This window comes from Salinicola sp. DM10, assembly GCF_017306975.2.
Lineage (GTDB): Bacteria > Pseudomonadota > Gammaproteobacteria > Pseudomonadales > Halomonadaceae > Salinicola.
In genome coordinates this window covers 448262-466053 of sequence record NZ_JAFLEN020000003.1, presented here as the reverse complement: position 1 = coordinate 466053, position 17792 = coordinate 448262, and the positions used below count along the sequence as shown (strand labels likewise).

Here is a 17792-nt window from a genome sequence, read left to right as displayed (position 1 = left end):
AGACGGCGCCGGCCGACATCGCTTTGGGTAAGCAAAGGCTCAAGGAGTTACCCCCCGAACCGTCTGACTGAAGTAGAGACCGCCCGTACATGGGCCTTTCCCTAACCACTGAAAAATATCTATATCGTGAGGACTAGAGATATGGCTGGTGAGCGCTTTGCGAGCATCTGGGATGCCATTTCAGACACTCCCGAGGAAGCGGCCAACATGCGCCTGCGTTCCAAGTTGATGGCGTCCCTTGCCGAGCGCGTGAAAGGCTGGGAGGTCAGCCAGGCCGAAGCTGGCCGTCGGCTGGGCCTGACTCAACCGCGCGTCAATGATCTGTTGAAGGGCAAGATCGACAAGTTCAGTCTCGACGCCTTGGTCAACGCCTCGGCGCGCGCCCACTTCCGCATTGAATTTATCTTGGAAGAAGAGGACGACGCAGCAATGGCATGAAGCCTCGAGAGGCTGGGCGCCACGCAGACTGCGCCATACCCATCGACTCCCCCCCTCACCCCGCCTTGGCCGCCGGGCGGCGCAGCAGCAGACCCATGGCCACGCAGCAGAGCAGCGCCACCAGGGCGTCGAATAGCAGCCCGGTGAGCTGTAGCCCGAGCACGCTGGCGACCAGGCCGATGCCGATCACCGGCAGCGAGATCGCCACGTAGGCGACCACGAAGAAGGTCGAGACCACCGCCGCCTTGTGCTGTACCGGGCTGGCGGCGGCCACCGCGCCCAGCCCGGCACGGAAGGCGATGCCCTGGCCGATGCCCGCCACGATGGGGCCGAGGATGAACCCCGCCAGGGTCTGCGCGGCCATGCCCCAGGCCAGGAGCAGAACACCGACCAGCAGCACGCCGCAGCCGATCGGCAGACGCCGGGCCTCGGGCAGCTTGTCCTGCACCATCTGCCCCAGGGTGGAGGCGATGAACAGGCTGCCAGCGACGACGCCGATCAGCGCCGGGTTGTGATAGCCGAGCTGGCCACCGACGAAGGCCGGGGTCACCGAGGTGGCGAAGCCGCACACCATGAAACCGGCGAAGGCGGCGATCGCCGCCGGCACGAAGACCCCGCGCACCTCCGGCGGCACCTTGAGCTTCTGTACCCGCAGGCGGATGCGCGCCGGACGCGTGACCGTCTCCGGGGCGCGCCAGATGAACAGCGCCGCCAGCAGCGCCAGCGCCAGATGCAGCACGTAGGGCACCACCAGCGGCAACGGTGCCAGCGCGGCCAGCACCCCGGCGACCATCGGCCCCAGCCCCAGGCCGCCCATGTTGGCGGCGGTGGCGACCAGCGGCCCGACCCGCTTCCAGGCGTCGGGGACCAGCTCCATCACCGCGACCGTGGCGGTGCCGGTGAAGATGCCGGCGGAGATGCCCGACAGCACCCGCGCGAACAGGATGGGGCCGAGCCCCTGGGCGTGCCAGAACACCAGGTCGCTGGCCGCCGAGATCAGCACCCCTGCCAGCAGCATCGGCCGCCGCCCCAGCTGGTCGGACCAGCGCCCGGTGAGCAGCAGCGCCGCCATCACCCCGGCGGCGTAGACCGCGAAGATGATGGTGATGGTGAGCTGCGAGAAGCCGAAGGTCTGTTGATAGATCGGATAGAGCGGGGTCGGCATGGTGGTGCCGATCATGGTGAGCGCAAAGGCGAAGGCGGCGCCCAGAAAGACCGCGCGCCCGCCGCGGGCCGCGGTGGCTGAAGCGTTCATGACAGTTCCTTGTGCAGGAGGTGGGTCGCCCGCGCGGGCTCGGAGCGCGCGCCGTGAACGGCGATGACGCCGACAAGCATCGTGAATGCCGCGCCAGGGCGCAACCGCTCACCGCCACCACTGCGCCGGGTATCGATCCTGCTCGACGCCCGCGCAATGCCAACCGCCTGTGGATTCGTGGCATACTGTGCGGCTTCACGCACCCTGATCACGGCCCCGTCATGTCTCGACCCGACACCCCGGTCTCCGCCTTCGCCAACGCTGCCGCCGCGCCTGCCGCCCAGGGCACGCTCTACATCGTCTCCGCCCCTTCCGGGGCTGGCAAGACCAGCCTGGTGCGCGCGCTGCTCGAACGTAACGCGGCGATCGGCGTCGCCGTTTCTCACACCACCCGCGCCATGCGGCCCGGCGAGGCGGACGGCGTCAACTACCACTTCGTCACCGAGAAGACCTTCGAGGCGATGATCGCGGGCGGCGAATTCTTCGAGCACGCCTGGGTCTTCGACCGCCACTACGGCACCTCCCGCGCCGAGGTGGAGAAGCGCCTGGCACTGGGCGAGGACGTGATCCTGGAGATCGACTGGCAGGGCGCGCGCCAGGTGCGCGAACTGGCCCCCGAGGCCGAATCGATCTTCATCCTGCCGCCCTCGAAGGAGGCGCTGCGCGAGCGTCTGGCCGGGCGCGGCACCGATGACGCCGAGGTCATCGACCGGCGCATGCGCGATGCGGTGAGCGAGATGTCGCACTTCGACGAGTACGAGCACGTGATCATCAACGACAGCTTCGAGCACGCCCTGCACGAGCTGGAGTGCATCGTGCACGCGCGCCGTTCGCGACTCGACAAGGTACGCACGCGCTACGCCAGCCTGCTCGCCGAGCTGCTCGATACCCCGCGCTGACTCTCGTTCCTCGCCGTGCTGCCCTTCTCTCCGCGCCATGGCGAGCATCGCGGCGTCCCGCGCCAGCGGGCGGCACGCGGGCCTTTCACCTTGTCAGCTACGCCAAAGGTCCAGTAGACTGCACGGTCCCGCATGGCCCCGCTTCGGCTGGGGTGCGACCACTCATTTTCTGGCAGCAGGGTTATCACCATGGCACGCGTGACCGTCGAAGATTGTCTGGACCATATCGAGAACCGTTTCAAGCTGGTGATGATCTCCTCCCAGCGCGCCCGCCAGCTCTCGCGCGGCTCTCGCGACGCGCTGCTGCCGTGGGAGAACGACAAGCCCACCGTGATGGCGCTGCGCGAGATCGCCGCCGGCCAGATCGACGAGAGCGTGCTCGACGAGCCGGTGGAAGCCGCCCCGCCGCGTCCGCGCCCCGAACCGCACCAGGATTTCGAACTCTGAACGAGCTTTGCGAGCCCGCGGCCCGCGCCTCGGCGTGACGCCGGCACGACTCCTGGAATAGGCGCGCTGTATGTTCACCATCGATGACCTGGCCGATCGCCTCGGCGGCTATCTACCCTCTGAGGAGATTCAGCAGGTCAGGCGCGCCTTCTACTACGCCGAGCAGGCCCACGACGGCCAGACCCGCCGCTCCGGTGAGCCCTACGTCACTCACCCCCTCGCGGTCGCCAATATCCTCGCCAACATGCACATGGACCATCAGAGCCTGATGGCCGCCATGCTGCACGACGTGATCGAGGATACCGGGGTGACCAAGGATGCCCTGGCCAGCCAGTTCGGCGAAGCGGTGGCGGAGCTGGTCGATGGCGTCTCCAAGCTGACCCAGATCACCTTCGAGGACAAGGCGGTCGCCCAGGCCGAGAACTTCCAGAAGATGGTGATGGCGATGTCCCAGGACATCCGCGTGATCATCGTCAAGCTCGCCGACCGCCTGCACAACATGCGCACCCTGGGGGCACTGCGACCCGACAAGAAGCGCCGCATCGCCCGCGAGACGCTGGAGATCTACGCCCGCATCGCCGGACGCCTGGGGATCAACACCATCCGCGTCGAGCTCGAGGATCTCTCGTTCCAGGCGATCCACCCGATGCGTGCCGAGCGCATCAAGCGCGCCGTGGCCCGGGCCCGCGGCAACCGCCGCACGACCATGCGCCAGATCCAGACCAGCCTGCAGCGCCGGCTGGACGAGGACGATCTCACCGGCAGCGTGGTCGGCCGGCAGAAGCATCTGCTGTCGATCTATCGCAAGATGCACGACCAGCGCAAGCCGTTCGCCGAGATCATGGATGTGTTCGGCTTCCGCATCATCACCGACGACGTCGACAACTGCTATCGCATCCTCGGCGCGGTGCACAACCTCTACAAGCCGGTGCCCGGGCGCTTCAAGGATTACATCGCGATCCCCAAGGCCAACGGCTACCAGAGTCTGCACACCACCCTGTTCGGGCCCAGCGGCATGCCGATCGAGGTACAGATCCGCACCCGCGAGATGGAGGCGATGGCCAACAACGGTATCGCCGCCCACTGGCTCTACAAGGCCGGCCAGACCGAGCGGCCGATCGCCGTCGGCAGCCACGCCCGGGCCCGCGAGTGGGTCCGCGGGCTGCTCGAGATGCAGCGCCACGCGGGGGACTCGCTGGAGTTCATCGAACACGTCAAGAACGACCTGTTCCCCGACGATGTCTACATCTTCACCCCCAAGGGCGACATCATGGAGTTGCCCCAGGGGGCCACGGCGGTCGACTTCGCCTATACCTTGCACACCGATATCGGCAACAGCTGTATCGCCTGCCGTATCGACCGCCACCTGGCGCCGCTCTCGACCCCGCTAGAGAGCGGCCAGACCCTGGAAATCATCACCGCGCCCGGCGCCCGGCCCAATCTCGCCTGGCTCAACTTCGTGGTCACCGCCAAGGCCCGCTCGGCGATTCGCCACGCGCTCAAGAGCCAGCAGCGCAGCGAGGCGATCCAGCTCGGCCGGCGCCTGCTCAACCGCGCGCTGGGCAGCTTCGACACCAGCCTGGAGAAGCTGCCCGCGGAGCGTCTCACGGCGCTGCTGGCGGAGCTCGACCTGGCCGACGAGGATGACCTGCTCGAGACCATCGGCCTCGGCACCCGGCTGGCCCACGCCACCGCCAAGCGCCTGGCCGATGCCAGCCTGAGCGATGACGAGGACGCCCCGGGGTCGCCGGAGAGCTCACCCAAGACGGGCCCGCACGCCGGACCGATCGTCATCAACGGCTCAGAGAGCATGGCGATCAGCTTCGCCCGCTGCTGCCACCCGCTGCCCGGCGACCCGGTGATCGGTCACCTGTCGATGGGCAAGGGGATCGTCGTGCACCGCCACGATTGTGGTAATCTCGATGAGCTGCGCGATGACCCCGACAAGCTGGTCTCCTTGACGTGGTCTAACCAGATCGAGCAGGATTTCCCGGTGCCGCTGCGCATCGAGGTGGAGACCCGGCGCGGGCTGATCGCCGAACTGGCCAGCCTGATCACCGACGCCGATGCCAATATCGAGCGCATCGGCATCGAAGAGCGCGATGCCCGGCTATCGATCGTCAACCTGACCATTCTGGTCAAGGGGCGTATCCACCTGGCCCGGATCATCAAGCGCCTGCGCAACCTGAATCACATCGGCCGCATCGTTCGCGCGAGAAGCTGATAGCAGACCCCGACGCCCACCCGCGCCGGCCAGACAGACGAACACACGCTGCCCCGCCATGGCCAACCACGGCGGGGCGTCGTTTTTTACGTCGTCCCGGGACGCCGGACCAACGCGTCGGTTTCGGGACGCGATAAAAAGTCGTCGTTCCGGGACGCGATAAAACGTGAAGCGCAGCCCGATACGCAGGAAAAGATCGCGGTATCTCAATCGATAACATCTGGAGGGTACGCCATGAGCAACAAAGCCGTTATCAACACTGACAACGCCCCGGCCGCCATCGGCCCCTATTCCCAAGCCGTGAAGTCCGGCAACACCGTCTATCTCTCCGGCCAGATCCCGCTCGACCCGGCCACCATGGAGATGGTTTCCGACGACTTCGAAGCCCAGGCGCGTCAGGTCTTCACCAACCTCTCCGCCGTGTGCAAAGAGGCCGCCGGCTCGCTGCAGGACATCGTCAAGCTCAACCTCTACCTCACCGACCTCGACAACTTCGGCGTGGTCAACAAGGTGATGGAAGAGTTTTTCAGCGCGCCCTTCCCCGCGCGCGCCGCGGTGGGCGTCAAGCAACTGCCCAAGGGCAGCCTGGTCGAAGCCGAAGCGGTCATGGTGATCGGCGACTGAACCCCGCACGCCGGCCACGGTGGTGGCGCCTCAGCGCACCGCCGGTGCCGGTGTCGCTGCCGGCAGATCGCCGCGCAGCTTGATCACGTCCGCCCGCGGCGGCACCCCGAACATGCGGCTGTATTCACGGCTGAAGTGGGAAGGGCTGCTGTAACCGACGCGATAGCTGGCCGTGGCGGCTTCCATGCCCTCGGCCAGCATCAGCCGGCGCGCCTCATGCAGACGCAGGCGCTTCTGGAACTGCAGCGGCGACATCCGCGTCACCTGCTTGAAGCTGTGGAACAGCGACGACTCGCTCATGCTCACCATGTCGGCGAGATCGCCCACCCGCAGCGGCTCGCGGAAGCGCGCCTGGAGCACCTCGATCACCCGGGCCATGCGGTGGGTCTGGCCATCGACCATGGCGAACTTGCGCATGTAGGGCGCCAGCTCCCCGACCAGCGCCCGATAGAGGATCTCCCGCCGTACCAGCGGCGCCAGGATCGCGATGTCCTGGGGCGTATCCAGCAGCCCGACCAGACGCGACAGCGCTTCCAGCATCCCCCGATCGGCCAGCACATGGCCGAGCCCGCAGGCCCCTTCCGGGCACAGCTCCTCCTCCGGCTGGCGCGCCACCGGCAGCCCCATCGCCAGGATCAGATCGGTGACCTCCTGAGGGTCGATCGTGAGCTTGAGGCCCAGATACGGGGTCTGGGGCGAGGCCTGGGTCACCTTGCCCAGAATCGGCAGCGGCACCGCCGACACCATGCAACTGAGCGGGCCATAGTCGATCTGGCGATCCCCCAACCACACCGTCTTGGCGCCCTGGGCGATCAGGCACAGCGCCGGCTCGTAGACCCGCGAGCCCATGCAGGCCGTGGTCGAATTGGCACGCACCAGCTCCAGACCGGGAATGGCGCTGGCGATGAACCCCTCCGCATCGGCGTGGGCGAGAATTCTCGCCACAAGAGTATTCATCAATGAATCGGACGACGACTCGGTGTGCCTCGGGATGGGCTGTGCGGCGGTCACGGCGTCACTCCCCTGCTGGGCGGATGGAAAGGCATCAAGCGATAGAGCGCGAGTATAAGCCCACTTTCGGCGATATTGGGCGCGTCTGGTAGAGACTTGCAGAATCGGGCAAGTACTCTGAAGAATTCGGCAAGACCGCCAGCCCTGCCCCAGGCGGCCCCGACACCCCTCCCTTGGCTGACCGGTTTCTGCGGAGAATCGGGCAAGCAATCGACAGGAAGCCGATAACGCCCCGCCGCCGCCAGCCCTTAGATTGGCACTCCATGACCCCCGGGCGGTTTCCCCGCCACGCTTGACCTCAACTTAAGTTGAGCCAATAGCTTGCCATCCTTCGGGGAATGTCACACGGAGCGAACCATGATGGAGAAGTTCAACCAGCCGCCCGCGCCTGGTGCGAGGTTGGCCGCCGTCACGCCGGTCACAGGGCGGCAGATCGCGTCTCTGCGAACTACCTGGCTACGAATCACTTGTCTCAGAGTCACTTGGCTCACGACCACCTGGCTGCTGGCGGCGCTGCTGCTGGCCGGCTGCGATGCCCACGGCGAGCCACAGGCCGCCGCCCCGCCACCGCCCGAGGTCGATGTCGCCACCGTCGCGGCCGAGCCGATCACCCTCACCGAGACCTTCACCGGGCGCATCGAGGCGCCCGAGACAGTGGCACTACGCCCGCGGGTGAGCGGCTATGTCGATGAGATCGCCTTCACCGAGGGCCAGCTGGTCAAGGCCGGCGACCTGCTGTTCCAGATCGACCCGCGCCCCTATGCGGCGCGCGTCGATGCCGCTAAGGCGGCCCTGGCCCAGGCGCGTAGCCAGCGTCAGCTCGCCGATGTCGAAGCCAGCCGCTCGCGCCGGCTGATCGGCCGCCACATGATCTCCCAGGAGCAGCACGACCAGCGCCAGGCGGCGGCCCAGGATGCCCGTGCGCGTGAAGCGCAGGCCCGCGCCGCGCTCACCAGCGCCGAACTCGACCTCGCGTACACCCGCGTCACCGCGCCGATCTCCGGGCGCATCGGGCGGGCGCTGGTCACCCGCGGCAACCTGGCCAGCGCCGACCAGACGCTGTTGACCACGCTGGTTTCGGTCGACCCGCTCTACGTCTACTTCGACAGCAACGAGAGCGGCGCCGAGAACACGCTGGCGAGCGTCGACCCCGACCACCCCGTGGTGGTGCGGGTCAGTCTCACCGGCGAGAGCGGTTTTCCCCATCGCGGTCGGCTCGACTTCGTCGACAACCGTATCGATCCCACCACCGGCACCCTGACCTACCGCGCCGTGCTCGACAATCCGGACGGGCGCGTCCGCCCCGGCCAGTTCGCCCGCGTCGAGATGCCCGTCGCCGCGCTCACCGCGGCGCTGCTGATCGACCGCCAGGCGGTGCTGACCAACCAGGATCGGCGTTTCGTCTATCGGGTGGCCGATGACAACAGCGTCACGCCGCAACCGGTGGTGACCGGCGCCGCGGTGGGCGACCGAGTGGTGATCCGCGACGGTCTCGCCCCGGGAGATCGCATCGTGGTCAACGGCACCCAGAAGATCTACGCCCCCGGCATGACCATCTCACCGCATCCGGTCGATCCACGACCGGCCGACCCGCAGTCGGCGGCCCAGGGCGCGCTCGCAACGCGCTCTTGAGCGGCGGCGGCGCCAGGTGCGCCGCCGGCCCCCCCCATTCACGGGAACGACGACAAGCGGCGGGCATCGCATCCGCCGAGCAGGAGCTCCAAGGCATGAATGTTTCGCGTTTCTTCGTCGACCGCCCGATCTTCGCTGCGGTGCTGTCGATCGTCATGCTCGCGCTAGGCGCGATCTCGATCCCCAACCTGCCGATCGGCGAGTATCCGGAGGTGGTGCCACCCTCGGTGCTGGTGCGCACGGTCTACCCCGGCGCCAACCCCAAGGAGATCGCCGACACCGTCGCCGCGCCGCTCGAGGAGGCGATCACCGGCGTCGAGGGGATGATGTACTACAAGTCGGTCGCCGGCTCCGACGGGGTGCTGCAGATGACCGTCACCTTCCGCCCCGGCACCGACGCCGAGCAGGCCACGGTGCGGGTGCAGAATCGGGTCAGCCAGGCCCTGGCGCGCCTGCCCGAGGCGGTGCGCCGCCAGGGCGTGACCACCCAGAAGCAGTCACCGACCTTTCTGATGGTGGTGCACCTGGTCTCGCCGGACGACCGCTACGACACCCTCTACCTGCGCAACTACGCCCGCCTGCACGTGCGCGACCAGCTGGCGCGCATCCCCGGCGTGGGCGAGGCGCAGCTGTTCGGCGGCGGCGACTACGCCATGCGCGTGTGGCTCGACCCGGACCGGGTCGCCGCCCACGGCCTCACCGCCGGCGACGTGGTGGCGGCGATCCGCGACCAGAACGTGCAGGTCTCCGCCGGGCAGATCGGCGGCGAACCGATGCCGGACAGCGACTTCCTGACCCTGATCAACGCCAAGGGGCGCCTGACCAGCGAGGCGGAGTTCGGCGACATCGTGCTCAAGACCGGCGCCGACGGCGACATCCTGCGGCTCAAGGATGTCGCCCGGCTGCAGCTCGGCGCCGGCGACTACACCCTGCGCGCCCGCCTGGATGGCAAGGACGCGGTGGCGATCGGCATCTTCCAGTCGCCCGGGGCCAACGCGCTGGAGATTCGCGATCAGGTGATCCATACCATGGACGAGCTGGCGACCCAGTTCCCCGCCGGGCTCGAGTATCGCAGCGTCTACGACACCACGCTGTTCGTCACCGATTCGATCCACTCGGTGATCCAGACCCTGCTGGAAGCGGTTCTGCTGGTGGTGCTGGTGGTGACGCTGTTCCTGCAGACCTGGCGCGCCTCGCTGATCCCGCTGCTGGCGGTGCCGGTCTCGGTGGTGGGCACCTTCGCGGTGCTGCTGCTGCTCGGCTACTCGATCAACACCCTGACCCTGTTCGGGCTGGTGCTGGCGATCGGTATCGTCGTCGACGACGCCATCGTGGTGGTGGAGAACGTGGAGCGCAACATCGAGCAGGGGCTGGCGCCACGCGCCGCGGCGCATCAAGCAATGCGCGAGGTCTCGGGGCCGATCGTGGCCATCGGCCTGGTGCTGTGCGCGGTGTTCGTGCCGATGGCCTTTCTCTCCGGGGTGACCGGCCAGTTCTATCGCCAGTTCGCGGTGACTATCGCCATCTCCACGGTCATCTCGACGATCAACTCGCTGACGCTGTCGCCGGCCCTGGCGGCGATGCTGCTCAGGCCCCACGATGCGCCCAAGGATCGCCTGACGCGAGTGATCGACGCCCTGTTCGGCTGGCTGTTCCGGCCCTTCAACCGGCTCTTCAACGCCGGCTCCGAGCGCTACCGGGGCGTGGTGTCGCGCAGCCTGAAACGCCGCGGCGCGGTGTTCGTGATCTACCTGATCCTGCTCGGGGCCACCGGCTATCTGTTCAAGACGGTGCCGCCCGGGTTCATTCCGGTGCAGGACAAGATGTACCTGATCGCCGGCGTCAAGCTGCCCGAGGGCGCCTCCCTCGAGCGCACAGACGCCCTGCTGCGCCAGGTGGTGGATATCGCCATGCACACCGATGGGGTCGAGCACGCGATCTCGTTCCCGGGACTCAATGCCCTGCAGTTCACCAACACCTCCAACACCGGCCTGGCGTTTCTGACCCTGACGCCGTTCACCGAGCGCACCCGCACGGCAGCGGAGATCAATGCCGAACTCGCCGGCAAGCTCGCCGCGCTCAAGGACGGCATCGCCTTCTCGTTCATGCCGCCGCCGATCCTGGGGCTCGGCAACGGCTCCGGCTATCAGCTGTTTCTCGAGGATCGCGGCGGCCTCGGCTACGGCCCGCTGCAGGAAGCGGTCAACGCCTTCCAGGGCGCGGTGATGCAGACCCCGGGGATGTCCTATCCGATCACCAGCTATCAGGCCAACGTGCCCCAGCTCGATGCCGACGTCGACCGCTTGAAGGCCAAGTCCCAGGGGGTGGCGGTGGCCGACCTCTTCGACACCCTGCAGACCTATCTGGGCTCGACCTACGTCAACGATTTCAACCAGTTCGGCCGCACCTGGCAGGTCATTGCCCAGGCCGATGCCCCCTACCGCGACAGCGTCGAGGACATCGCTCGCCTGCGCACCCGCAACGCCCAGGGCGAGATGGTACCGATCGGCTCGATGATCAAGGTCCACCAGACCTTCGGCCCCGACCCGGTGCTGCGCTTCAACGGCTACCCCGCCGCCGATCTCGCCGGCGAGGCCGACCCGCGTGTGCTCTCCTCGCCCCAGGCGATGGCCGAGCTGACCCGGATCGGCGCCCAGGTGCTGCCGGCGGGGATCGACTTCGAGTGGACCGATCTCAGCTATCAGCAGGCGACCCAGGGCAACGCCGCGCTGATCGTGTTCCCGCTGGCGGTGATGCTGGTGTTCCTGGTGCTGGCCGCGCTCTACGAGAGCTGGACCCTGCCGCTGGCGGTGATCTTGATCGTGCCGATGTGCGTGCTCTCGGCGCTGATCGGGGTGCGCCTGGTGGGCGGCGATACCAATATCTTCGTCCAGGTGGGGCTGGTGGTGCTGATCGGGCTGGCGTGCAAGAACGCGATCCTGATCGTCGAGTTCGCCCGCGAGCTGGAGCTCGAGGGGCGTGAGACCGTGGCCGCGGCGCTGGAGGCCTGCCGTCTGCGCTTGCGCCCGATCGTCATGACCTCGATCACCTTCACCGCGGCGGTGATACCGCTGGCGCTGGGCCACGGCGCGGGTGCCGAGGTGCGCCAGGCGCTGGGGGTCGCAGTCTTCGCCGGCATGCTCGGGGTGACCCTGTTCGGCCTGCTGCTGACCCCAGTGTTCTATGTCGCGCTGCGCAAGCTGGCCGGGCCGCTGCGCCAGGATCACGGCTCGACCCTGGCAGGTGAGAGCACCGAGCGGGTGGAAGACGTCAGATAGGCCAGCTCGCACGAGGCGTGCCGAATAGGCGCTAGCCACTCGATAACCCCCCAGTAACGACAGAGCGCCCGGCAATGGGCGCTCTGTCGTATCTCGCATTGACTGGCTATCTCTCGACGGGCTATGTCTCGACTGGCTGAGCGTTGGCGGGCGGCATCATCGCCGCCCGACATCACGCCTTGGCGGTGTCGCGCAGAAAACCGCCCTGCTTGAGGATATCGGCGTAGCCTTCGCGGAAGGAGGGGTAGTGGAAGGTGTAGCCCGAGGCGCGCAGACGAGCGTTGTTGCAGCGCTTGCTCGAGCGCCGGCGCAGCGGTGACTGGATCACCTCCGGCGTTTCCACCTCGAGCTGCTTGGCGATCCACGCCATCACTTCGTGCAGCGGCGCTGACTCGCCGTCGCTGGCGAGGTAGATCGACTCCAGCGGCTCGTCGCGCTCGGCCATCCCGATCAGATGCGCCAGCACCCCGGCGCAGTCGTCGCGATGAATGCGGTTGGAGTACATCGGCGGGTTGGCGGCGGCGATCCGGCCCTCCTTCACCTGGCGGATCAGGCGGTCGCGGCCCGGGCCGTAGATGCCGGAGAGGCGTACTACTGTGCCCGGCAGCGTATGGTCGAGCAGCGCCTGCTCGGCTTCGCGCATCAGCGTCCCGGAGAAGCCGTTGGGCTCGGTGGGCGAGGTCTCGTCGACCTCCTCGCCGCCCTGCTGGGCGTAGACGCTGGTCGAGGAGACGAAGAACAGCCGCTTGGGCGGCGTTTCGCGCTGGGCGAACTGGGCAATCACCGCCTTGAGCCCTTCCGGATAGGCCGCAGCGTAGGCGCTCTCTTCGAAGCGGTCGGCGGTTACCGCGTAGACCACGAAATCGGCGTCCGGCAGCGCGGCCAAGGCCGCGTCGTCGGTGACGTCCAGCGCCACCGGCTCGATCCCGGTGCCTTCCAGCGCGCCGGCGTTACGCCGCGCGCCGATCACCCGGTGCCCGGCGGCGATCAGCTGCTTGCCGAGCTGGGTGCCGATATCGCCGCAACCTAGAATTAATGTGGTTTTCTTCACCTTTCCCTGGCCTCTTGGTAAAACATCCTTGTTAATACATCCGTGAAGACACGAATGACCACGAGAGACGGTCTCAGGTCGCGGACGTGGGTGACGTCTACGGCCCTTTGCGATGATTCTCTTCTCTGCGAATAAAGGGAGCCTTTCGGTCCCACCTCATGACTCTAACAGAACTCCGTTACATCGTAACCTTGGCGCAGGAGCGTCACTTCGGTCGCGCTGCCGAGCGCTGCTTCGTCTCGCAGCCGACGCTGTCGGTGGCGGTCAAGAAGCTCGAGGAGGAGCTGGGCATCGCGCTGTTCGAGCGCTCCAAATCCACCGTCCAGGTGACCCCGCTGGGCGAGCGTATCGTCGAGCAGGCCCACCGCGTGCTGGAGCAGGCGACGCTGATCAAGGAGATGGCCAGCGAGGGCAAGGACCAGCTGATCAGCCCGCTGCGCATCGGCGCCATCTACACCATCGGCCCCTATCTGTTCCCACATCTGATTCCGGCGCTGTCGCGCATCGCCCCGCAGATGCCGCTGTACATCGAAGAGAGCTTCACCGGCGTGCTGCGGCGCAAGCTGCGTAGCGGCGAGCTGGATGCGATCTTCGTCGCGCTGCCGTTCAACGAGCCGGACGTGGTCACCAAGACGCTCTATCAGGAGCCGTTCGAGATCCTGCTGCCGGCCGACCACCCGTGGACCGAGCGCGCCGCGATCGACAAGGAGGATCTGCTCAAGGAGCGTCTGTTGCTGCTCGGCGAGGGCCACTGCTTCCGCGATCAGATTCTCGAGGCGTGCCCGGCGATCAGCGCCCAGCTCAACAACCCCGAGAACACCCTGATCGCCGAGGGCGGCTCGCTCGAGACGATCCGCCACATGGTCGCCTCGGGGCTCGGCATCACGGTGCTGCCCAAGCTGGCCATCGGCACCAGTCACTACGAGGGGGGCCTGCTCGAGAGCCGGCCGTTCAAGGGTGACGCCCCCACCCGCAGCGTGGCCCTGGCCTGGCGTGCCAGCTTCCCGCGGCCGCGCGCGATCGATGCGCTGATCCAGGCGATCGATCAGGTTCACGGTAGCGACGTCGAGGCGGCATGAGCCTCGACGCACCGGTCACCGACCTCGCCGGCGTCGGCGAAGCGCTCGCGCTCAAGCTGGCCCGGCTACGGATCGTCCAGATCGCCGATCTGCTGTTCCATCTGCCGCTGCGCTACCAGGATCGTACCCGGATCACCCCGATCGGCACCCTGCGGGCAGGGACCGAGGCGGTGGTCGAGGGCGAGGTGAGCGCCGCCGACGTGATCCGCGGGCGCCGGCGCAGCCTGCTGGTGCGGCTCAAGGATGGCTCCGGCATTCTCAGCCTGCGCTTCTTCCACTTCTCGCCGGCCCAGCAGCAGCAGTTCGTCAAGGGTGTCCAGGTGCGCTGCTTCGGCGAAGCCCGCGCCGGCAGCACCGGGCTCGAGATCTATCATCCCGAATATCGTCTGGTGCAGAGCGAAGCGCCGCCGGTGGACGAGCACCTGACCCCTATCTACCCGGCCACCGAGGGGCTCGCCCAGCCGCGCCTGCGGGCGCTGATCCAGCAGGCACTGAAGCGCCTGGCGGAGGCGCCGGACGCGCTGCCGGAGTGGATTCCCGCGACGCTGCGCCAGCGCTTTCGCCTGCCCGGCCTGCTCGAAGCGCTGCGCTATCTGCACGAGCCACCGCCGGACGCCCCCCAGGAAGTGCTCGCCGCCGGGCGCCATCCGGCCCAGCGCCGGCTGGCGCTGGAGGAGCTGCTGGCGCACCAGTTGAGCCTGCGTCAGGTGCGCCTGCGCATCCAGACCGACGGCGCCCCCAAGCTCGCCGGCAGCGGCCATCTGCAGGCGCGCTTTCTGACCCAGCTACCGTTCTCGCTGACCCAGGCCCAGCGCCGCGTGCTCGACGAAATCGGGCGCGACTTGGAGCGCGAGGTGCCGATGCTGCGTCTCGTCCAGGGCGATGTCGGCTCGGGCAAGACCGTGGTCGCCGCGATGGCGGTACTGGCCGCGGTCGCCGGCGGCTGCCAGGCCGCAGTGATGGCGCCGACGGAGATTCTCGCCGAGCAGCACTTCCGCCAGTTCCGCAGCTGGCTCGAACCGCTGGGCATCGAGGTGGGCTGGCTCGCCGGCAAGCTCAAGGGCAAGGCGCGCGGCGACACCAAGGCGGCGATCGCCGATGGCCGCGCCCAGGTGGTGGTGGGCACCCATGCGCTGTTCCAGGACGACGTCAGCTTCCAGCGCCTGGGGCTGGCGGTGATCGACGAGCAGCACCGCTTCGGTGTGCACCAGCGCCTGGCGCTGCGCCAGAAGGGCGAGAACGGCGGCCTGACCCCGCATCAGCTGATCATGACCGCCACGCCGATCCCGCGCACCCTGGCGATGAGCGCCTACGCCGATCTCGACCTCTCGGTGATCGACGAATTGCCGCCGGGGCGCACCCCGGTGCATACCGTGGCGGTGCCCGACGAGCGCCGCCCGGAGGTGATCGAACGCATCCGCAGCGCCTGCGCCGAGGGTCGCCAGGCCTACTGGGTGTGCACGCTGATCGAAGAGTCGGAGGCGCTCACCTGTCAGGCCGCCGAGGTCACCCGCGACACCCTGACCGAGGCGCTGCCGGCACTCCAGATCGGGCTGGTCCACGGGCGTATGAAGGCCGCCGAGAAAGGTGAGGTGATGGACGCCTTCAAGCGTGGCGAGCTCGATCTGCTGGTGGCGACCACGGTGATCGAAGTGGGGGTCGACGTGCCCAACGCCAGCCTGATGATCATCGAGAACCCGGAGCGCCTGGGGCTCTCTCAGCTGCATCAGCTGCGGGGCCGGGTCGGCCGCGGGCGCGTCGACAGCTACTGCGTGCTGCTCTACCACCCGCCGCTGTCGCACCACTCCCGCGAGCGCCTGGGCATCCTGCGCGACACCACCGATGGCTTCAAGGTCGCCGAGAAGGATCTCGAACTGCGCGGCCCCGGCGAGGTGCTGGGCACCCGCCAGACCGGGCTGGCGCAGATGAAGATCGCCGACCTGGAGCGCGACCGCGACCTGCTCGACACGGTCACCGCGCTGGCGACGGCACTGCTCGAAGAGGCCCCCGACGTGGCCCCGGCGCTGATCCAGCGCTGGCTGGGCGACGAGGCGGGCAGGTACGGGCAGGTGTGAGGCGTCCAACGCGGCGCCAGTAAGGCTGACACCTCACCCCAGCGGCAGCCGGTTGGTCGACTTCAACTCGCGCAGCGAGAGGCTGGAGCGGATATTGGTCACCCCCGGCAGCCGTCGCAGCTCGCGCTCCACGAACTGGCTGTAATCGTCCAGATCCTTGGCCACGATGATCAGCAGGAAGTCGTCGTCGCCGGTGGTGTTGTGGCAGGCGAGGATATTGGGGCTGGCGTTGATGATCCGCTCGAACGCCGCCACCGAGCCGGGGTCATGCTCCGAGCAGTTGAGCTGGACGAAGGCCAGCACCCCCAGCCCCAGCCGCTTGCGATCCAGATTGGCCTGATAGCCGGTGATCAGCTTCTCCTCTTCCAGGCGCTTGAGCCGTCGCCAGCACGGCGTCTCGCTCAGCGCCAGAGCTTCGGCCAGCCGGGCGTTGGTCATGCGGCCATCCTGCTGCAACAGATCGAGCAGACGCAGATTGATGTCATCCAGCGGCTTCAAGGGAAGATCCTTCTCTATTCTGGCGATTAACCGAAACGAGCTTGCCATCTGGCGGCAATAGGGGGAAATAACGCAAAGCTATTTCGACCATTCGCGGTAGCCTGTCTCGCAGGATCGGCCAGTCGTCACGCCGCGTCTCTCCCACTCTCCAGCGTACGAGTCATCGCCATGAAAGCCGTGGTCTTCGAAAGTTTCCAGACACCTCCCAGCATCCAGACCGTGCCCGATCCCTCACCCGAGCCTCATGGTGTGGTGGTGCGGGTAGAGGCATCGGGGCTGTGCCGCAGCGACTGGCACGCCTGGATGGGGCACGACAGCGACATCGTGCTGCCCCACGTGCCCGGGCACGAGCTGGCCGGCACCATCGTCGCGGTGGGCAAGGAGGTGACCCGCTGGCAGCCGGGCGCGCGGGTCACCGTGCCCTTCGTCAGCGGCTGCGGCGCCTGCCACGAGTGCCGCAGCGGCCACCAGCAGGTGTGCCACCACCAGGTGCAGCCCGGTTTCACCCAGTGGGGCTCCTATGCCGAGTACACCAGTCTGCAGCAGGCCGATCTCAACCTGGTCGCACTGCCCGAGAGCATGGACTTCGCCACCGCCGCGGGCCTCGGCTGCCGTTTCGCCACCGCCTTCCGCGCGGTGGTCGATCAGGGCCGGGTCAGCGGCGGGCAGTGGGTCAGCGTCTACGGCTGCGGCGGGGTCGGCCTCTCGGCGATCATGATCGCCAGCGCGCTGGGCGCACAGGTGGTAGCGGTGGATATCGACGACGCCAAACTGCGCCTGGCGCGGGAACTCGGCGCCACGGCGACGCTGAATGCCACGCAGTGTGCGGATGTCGTCGCAGCGGTTCGCGAGCTGAGCCAGGGCGGTGCCCATGTCTCGCTGGACGCGCTGGGCAGCCGGCTCACCTGCCAGAACTCGATCCTGAGTCTGCGCACCCGCGGCAAGCACGTGCAGGTGGGGCTGATGGCGGGGGACCAGCAGTCGCCGCCGCTGCCCATGCACCGGGTGATCGCCGAGGAGCTGGAGATTCTGGGCAGCCACGGCATGCAGGCGCACCGCTACGGCGCCATGCTCGACATGGTGCGCCACGGCCGGCTCGACCCGGCGCGGCTGGTCGGCCGGCGTATTGGCCTGGCCGAAGCGCCGGCGGCACTGATGGCGATGGATTCGTTCCAGGGTGTGGGGGCCACGGTGATCACCGACTTTGCGTGCGCCTCCTAGGCATAGACGGGTACCACCAACCGCCTGCGCCCGTCCGGCGCAGGCATGTCTTCCCTCTTT

14 protein-coding genes are annotated in these 17792 nt (G+C 67.7%); 10 read left to right on the top strand and 4 right to left on the bottom strand.

All coding sequences use genetic code 11. The features are described 5' to 3' along the window. Positions 1–141 precede the first annotated feature (141 nt). Positions 142–438, top strand: a complete 297-nt coding sequence (locus J0A90_RS13665; RefSeq protein WP_035472910.1) for a helix-turn-helix domain-containing protein — start codon at positions 142–144, stop codon at positions 436–438. A 55-nt stretch (positions 439–493) separates the two neighbouring features. Here J0A90_RS13665 and J0A90_RS13660 read toward each other — a convergent pair whose 3' ends face one another. Further along, complete coding sequence (locus J0A90_RS13660) at positions 494–1693, bottom strand: MFS transporter (RefSeq protein ID WP_035472907.1); 1200 nt, start codon at positions 1691–1693, stop codon at positions 494–496. A 221-nt stretch (positions 1694–1914) separates the two neighbouring features. Here J0A90_RS13660 and gmk point away from each other — a divergent pair, with 221 nt between their 5' ends. From gmk to J0A90_RS13640, 4 genes are all read left to right on the top strand, one after another. Then, the gene (gene gmk / locus J0A90_RS13655; RefSeq protein WP_207036919.1) at positions 1915–2592 is read left to right on the top strand and encodes a guanylate kinase; all 678 of its coding nucleotides are present in this window, start codon (positions 1915–1917) and stop codon (positions 2590–2592) included. Between the two features lie 189 nt (positions 2593–2781). Continuing rightward, complete coding sequence (gene rpoZ, locus J0A90_RS13650) at positions 2782–3039, top strand: DNA-directed RNA polymerase subunit omega (protein WP_035472905.1); 258 nt, start codon at positions 2782–2784, stop codon at positions 3037–3039. 70 nt (positions 3040–3109) lie between these two features. Next, positions 3110–5263, top strand: coding sequence for a bifunctional (p)ppGpp synthetase/guanosine-3',5'-bis(diphosphate) 3'-pyrophosphohydrolase (locus J0A90_RS13645; protein ID WP_207036723.1), 2154 nt, complete (start codon positions 3110–3112; stop codon positions 5261–5263). A 234-nt stretch (positions 5264–5497) separates the two neighbouring features. After that, positions 5498–5887, top strand: coding sequence for a RidA family protein (locus J0A90_RS13640; RefSeq protein ID WP_035472899.1), 390 nt, complete (start codon positions 5498–5500; stop codon positions 5885–5887). Between the two features lie 30 nt (positions 5888–5917). Here the strand turns inward: J0A90_RS13640 and J0A90_RS13635 are convergent, their stop codons facing one another. Then, a complete protein-coding gene (locus J0A90_RS13635; protein ID WP_233076785.1) occupies positions 5918–6832 on the bottom strand; it encodes an AraC family transcriptional regulator in 915 nt (304 codons plus the stop codon). A 423-nt stretch (positions 6833–7255) separates the two neighbouring features. Here J0A90_RS13635 and J0A90_RS13630 point away from each other — a divergent pair, with 423 nt between their 5' ends. Then, complete coding sequence (locus J0A90_RS13630; protein WP_233076784.1) at positions 7256–8530, top strand: efflux RND transporter periplasmic adaptor subunit; 1275 nt, start codon at positions 7256–7258, stop codon at positions 8528–8530. A gap of 95 nt (positions 8531–8625) precedes the next feature. Next, positions 8626–11808, top strand: coding sequence for an efflux RND transporter permease subunit (locus J0A90_RS13625; protein WP_207036720.1), 3183 nt, complete (start codon positions 8626–8628; stop codon positions 11806–11808). 172 nt (positions 11809–11980) lie between these two features. On the opposite strand, the gene J0A90_RS13620 is transcribed toward J0A90_RS13625, so the two are convergent. After that, positions 11981–12859, bottom strand: a complete 879-nt coding sequence (locus J0A90_RS13620; RefSeq protein WP_207036719.1) for an SDR family oxidoreductase — start codon at positions 12857–12859, stop codon at positions 11981–11983. A gap of 158 nt (positions 12860–13017) precedes the next feature. Here J0A90_RS13620 and J0A90_RS13615 point away from each other — a divergent pair, with 158 nt between their 5' ends. Together J0A90_RS13615 and recG are read left to right on the top strand one after the other, a co-directional pair. Beyond that, on the top strand, positions 13018–13938 hold the full coding sequence (locus J0A90_RS13615; protein WP_035472832.1) for a hydrogen peroxide-inducible genes activator: 921 nt from the start codon (positions 13018–13020) through the stop codon (positions 13936–13938). Next, positions 13935–16013: an ATP-dependent DNA helicase RecG gene (gene recG, locus J0A90_RS13610; RefSeq protein WP_207036718.1), complete on the top strand. Its 2079-nt coding sequence runs from the start codon at positions 13935–13937 to the stop codon at positions 16011–16013. Before J0A90_RS13615 ends, recG begins: the two co-directional genes overlap by 4 nt. Positions 16014–16046: 33 nt before the next feature. Here the strand turns inward: recG and J0A90_RS13605 are convergent, their stop codons facing one another. Beyond that, a complete protein-coding gene (locus J0A90_RS13605) occupies positions 16047–16511 on the bottom strand; it encodes an Lrp/AsnC family transcriptional regulator (protein ID WP_233076783.1) in 465 nt (154 codons plus the stop codon). A 168-nt stretch (positions 16512–16679) separates the two neighbouring features. Here J0A90_RS13605 and J0A90_RS13600 point away from each other — a divergent pair, with 168 nt between their 5' ends. Beyond that, positions 16680–17732: a zinc-dependent alcohol dehydrogenase family protein gene (locus J0A90_RS13600; RefSeq protein WP_207036716.1), complete on the top strand. Its 1053-nt coding sequence runs from the start codon at positions 16680–16682 to the stop codon at positions 17730–17732. Positions 17733–17792 lie beyond the last annotated feature (60 nt).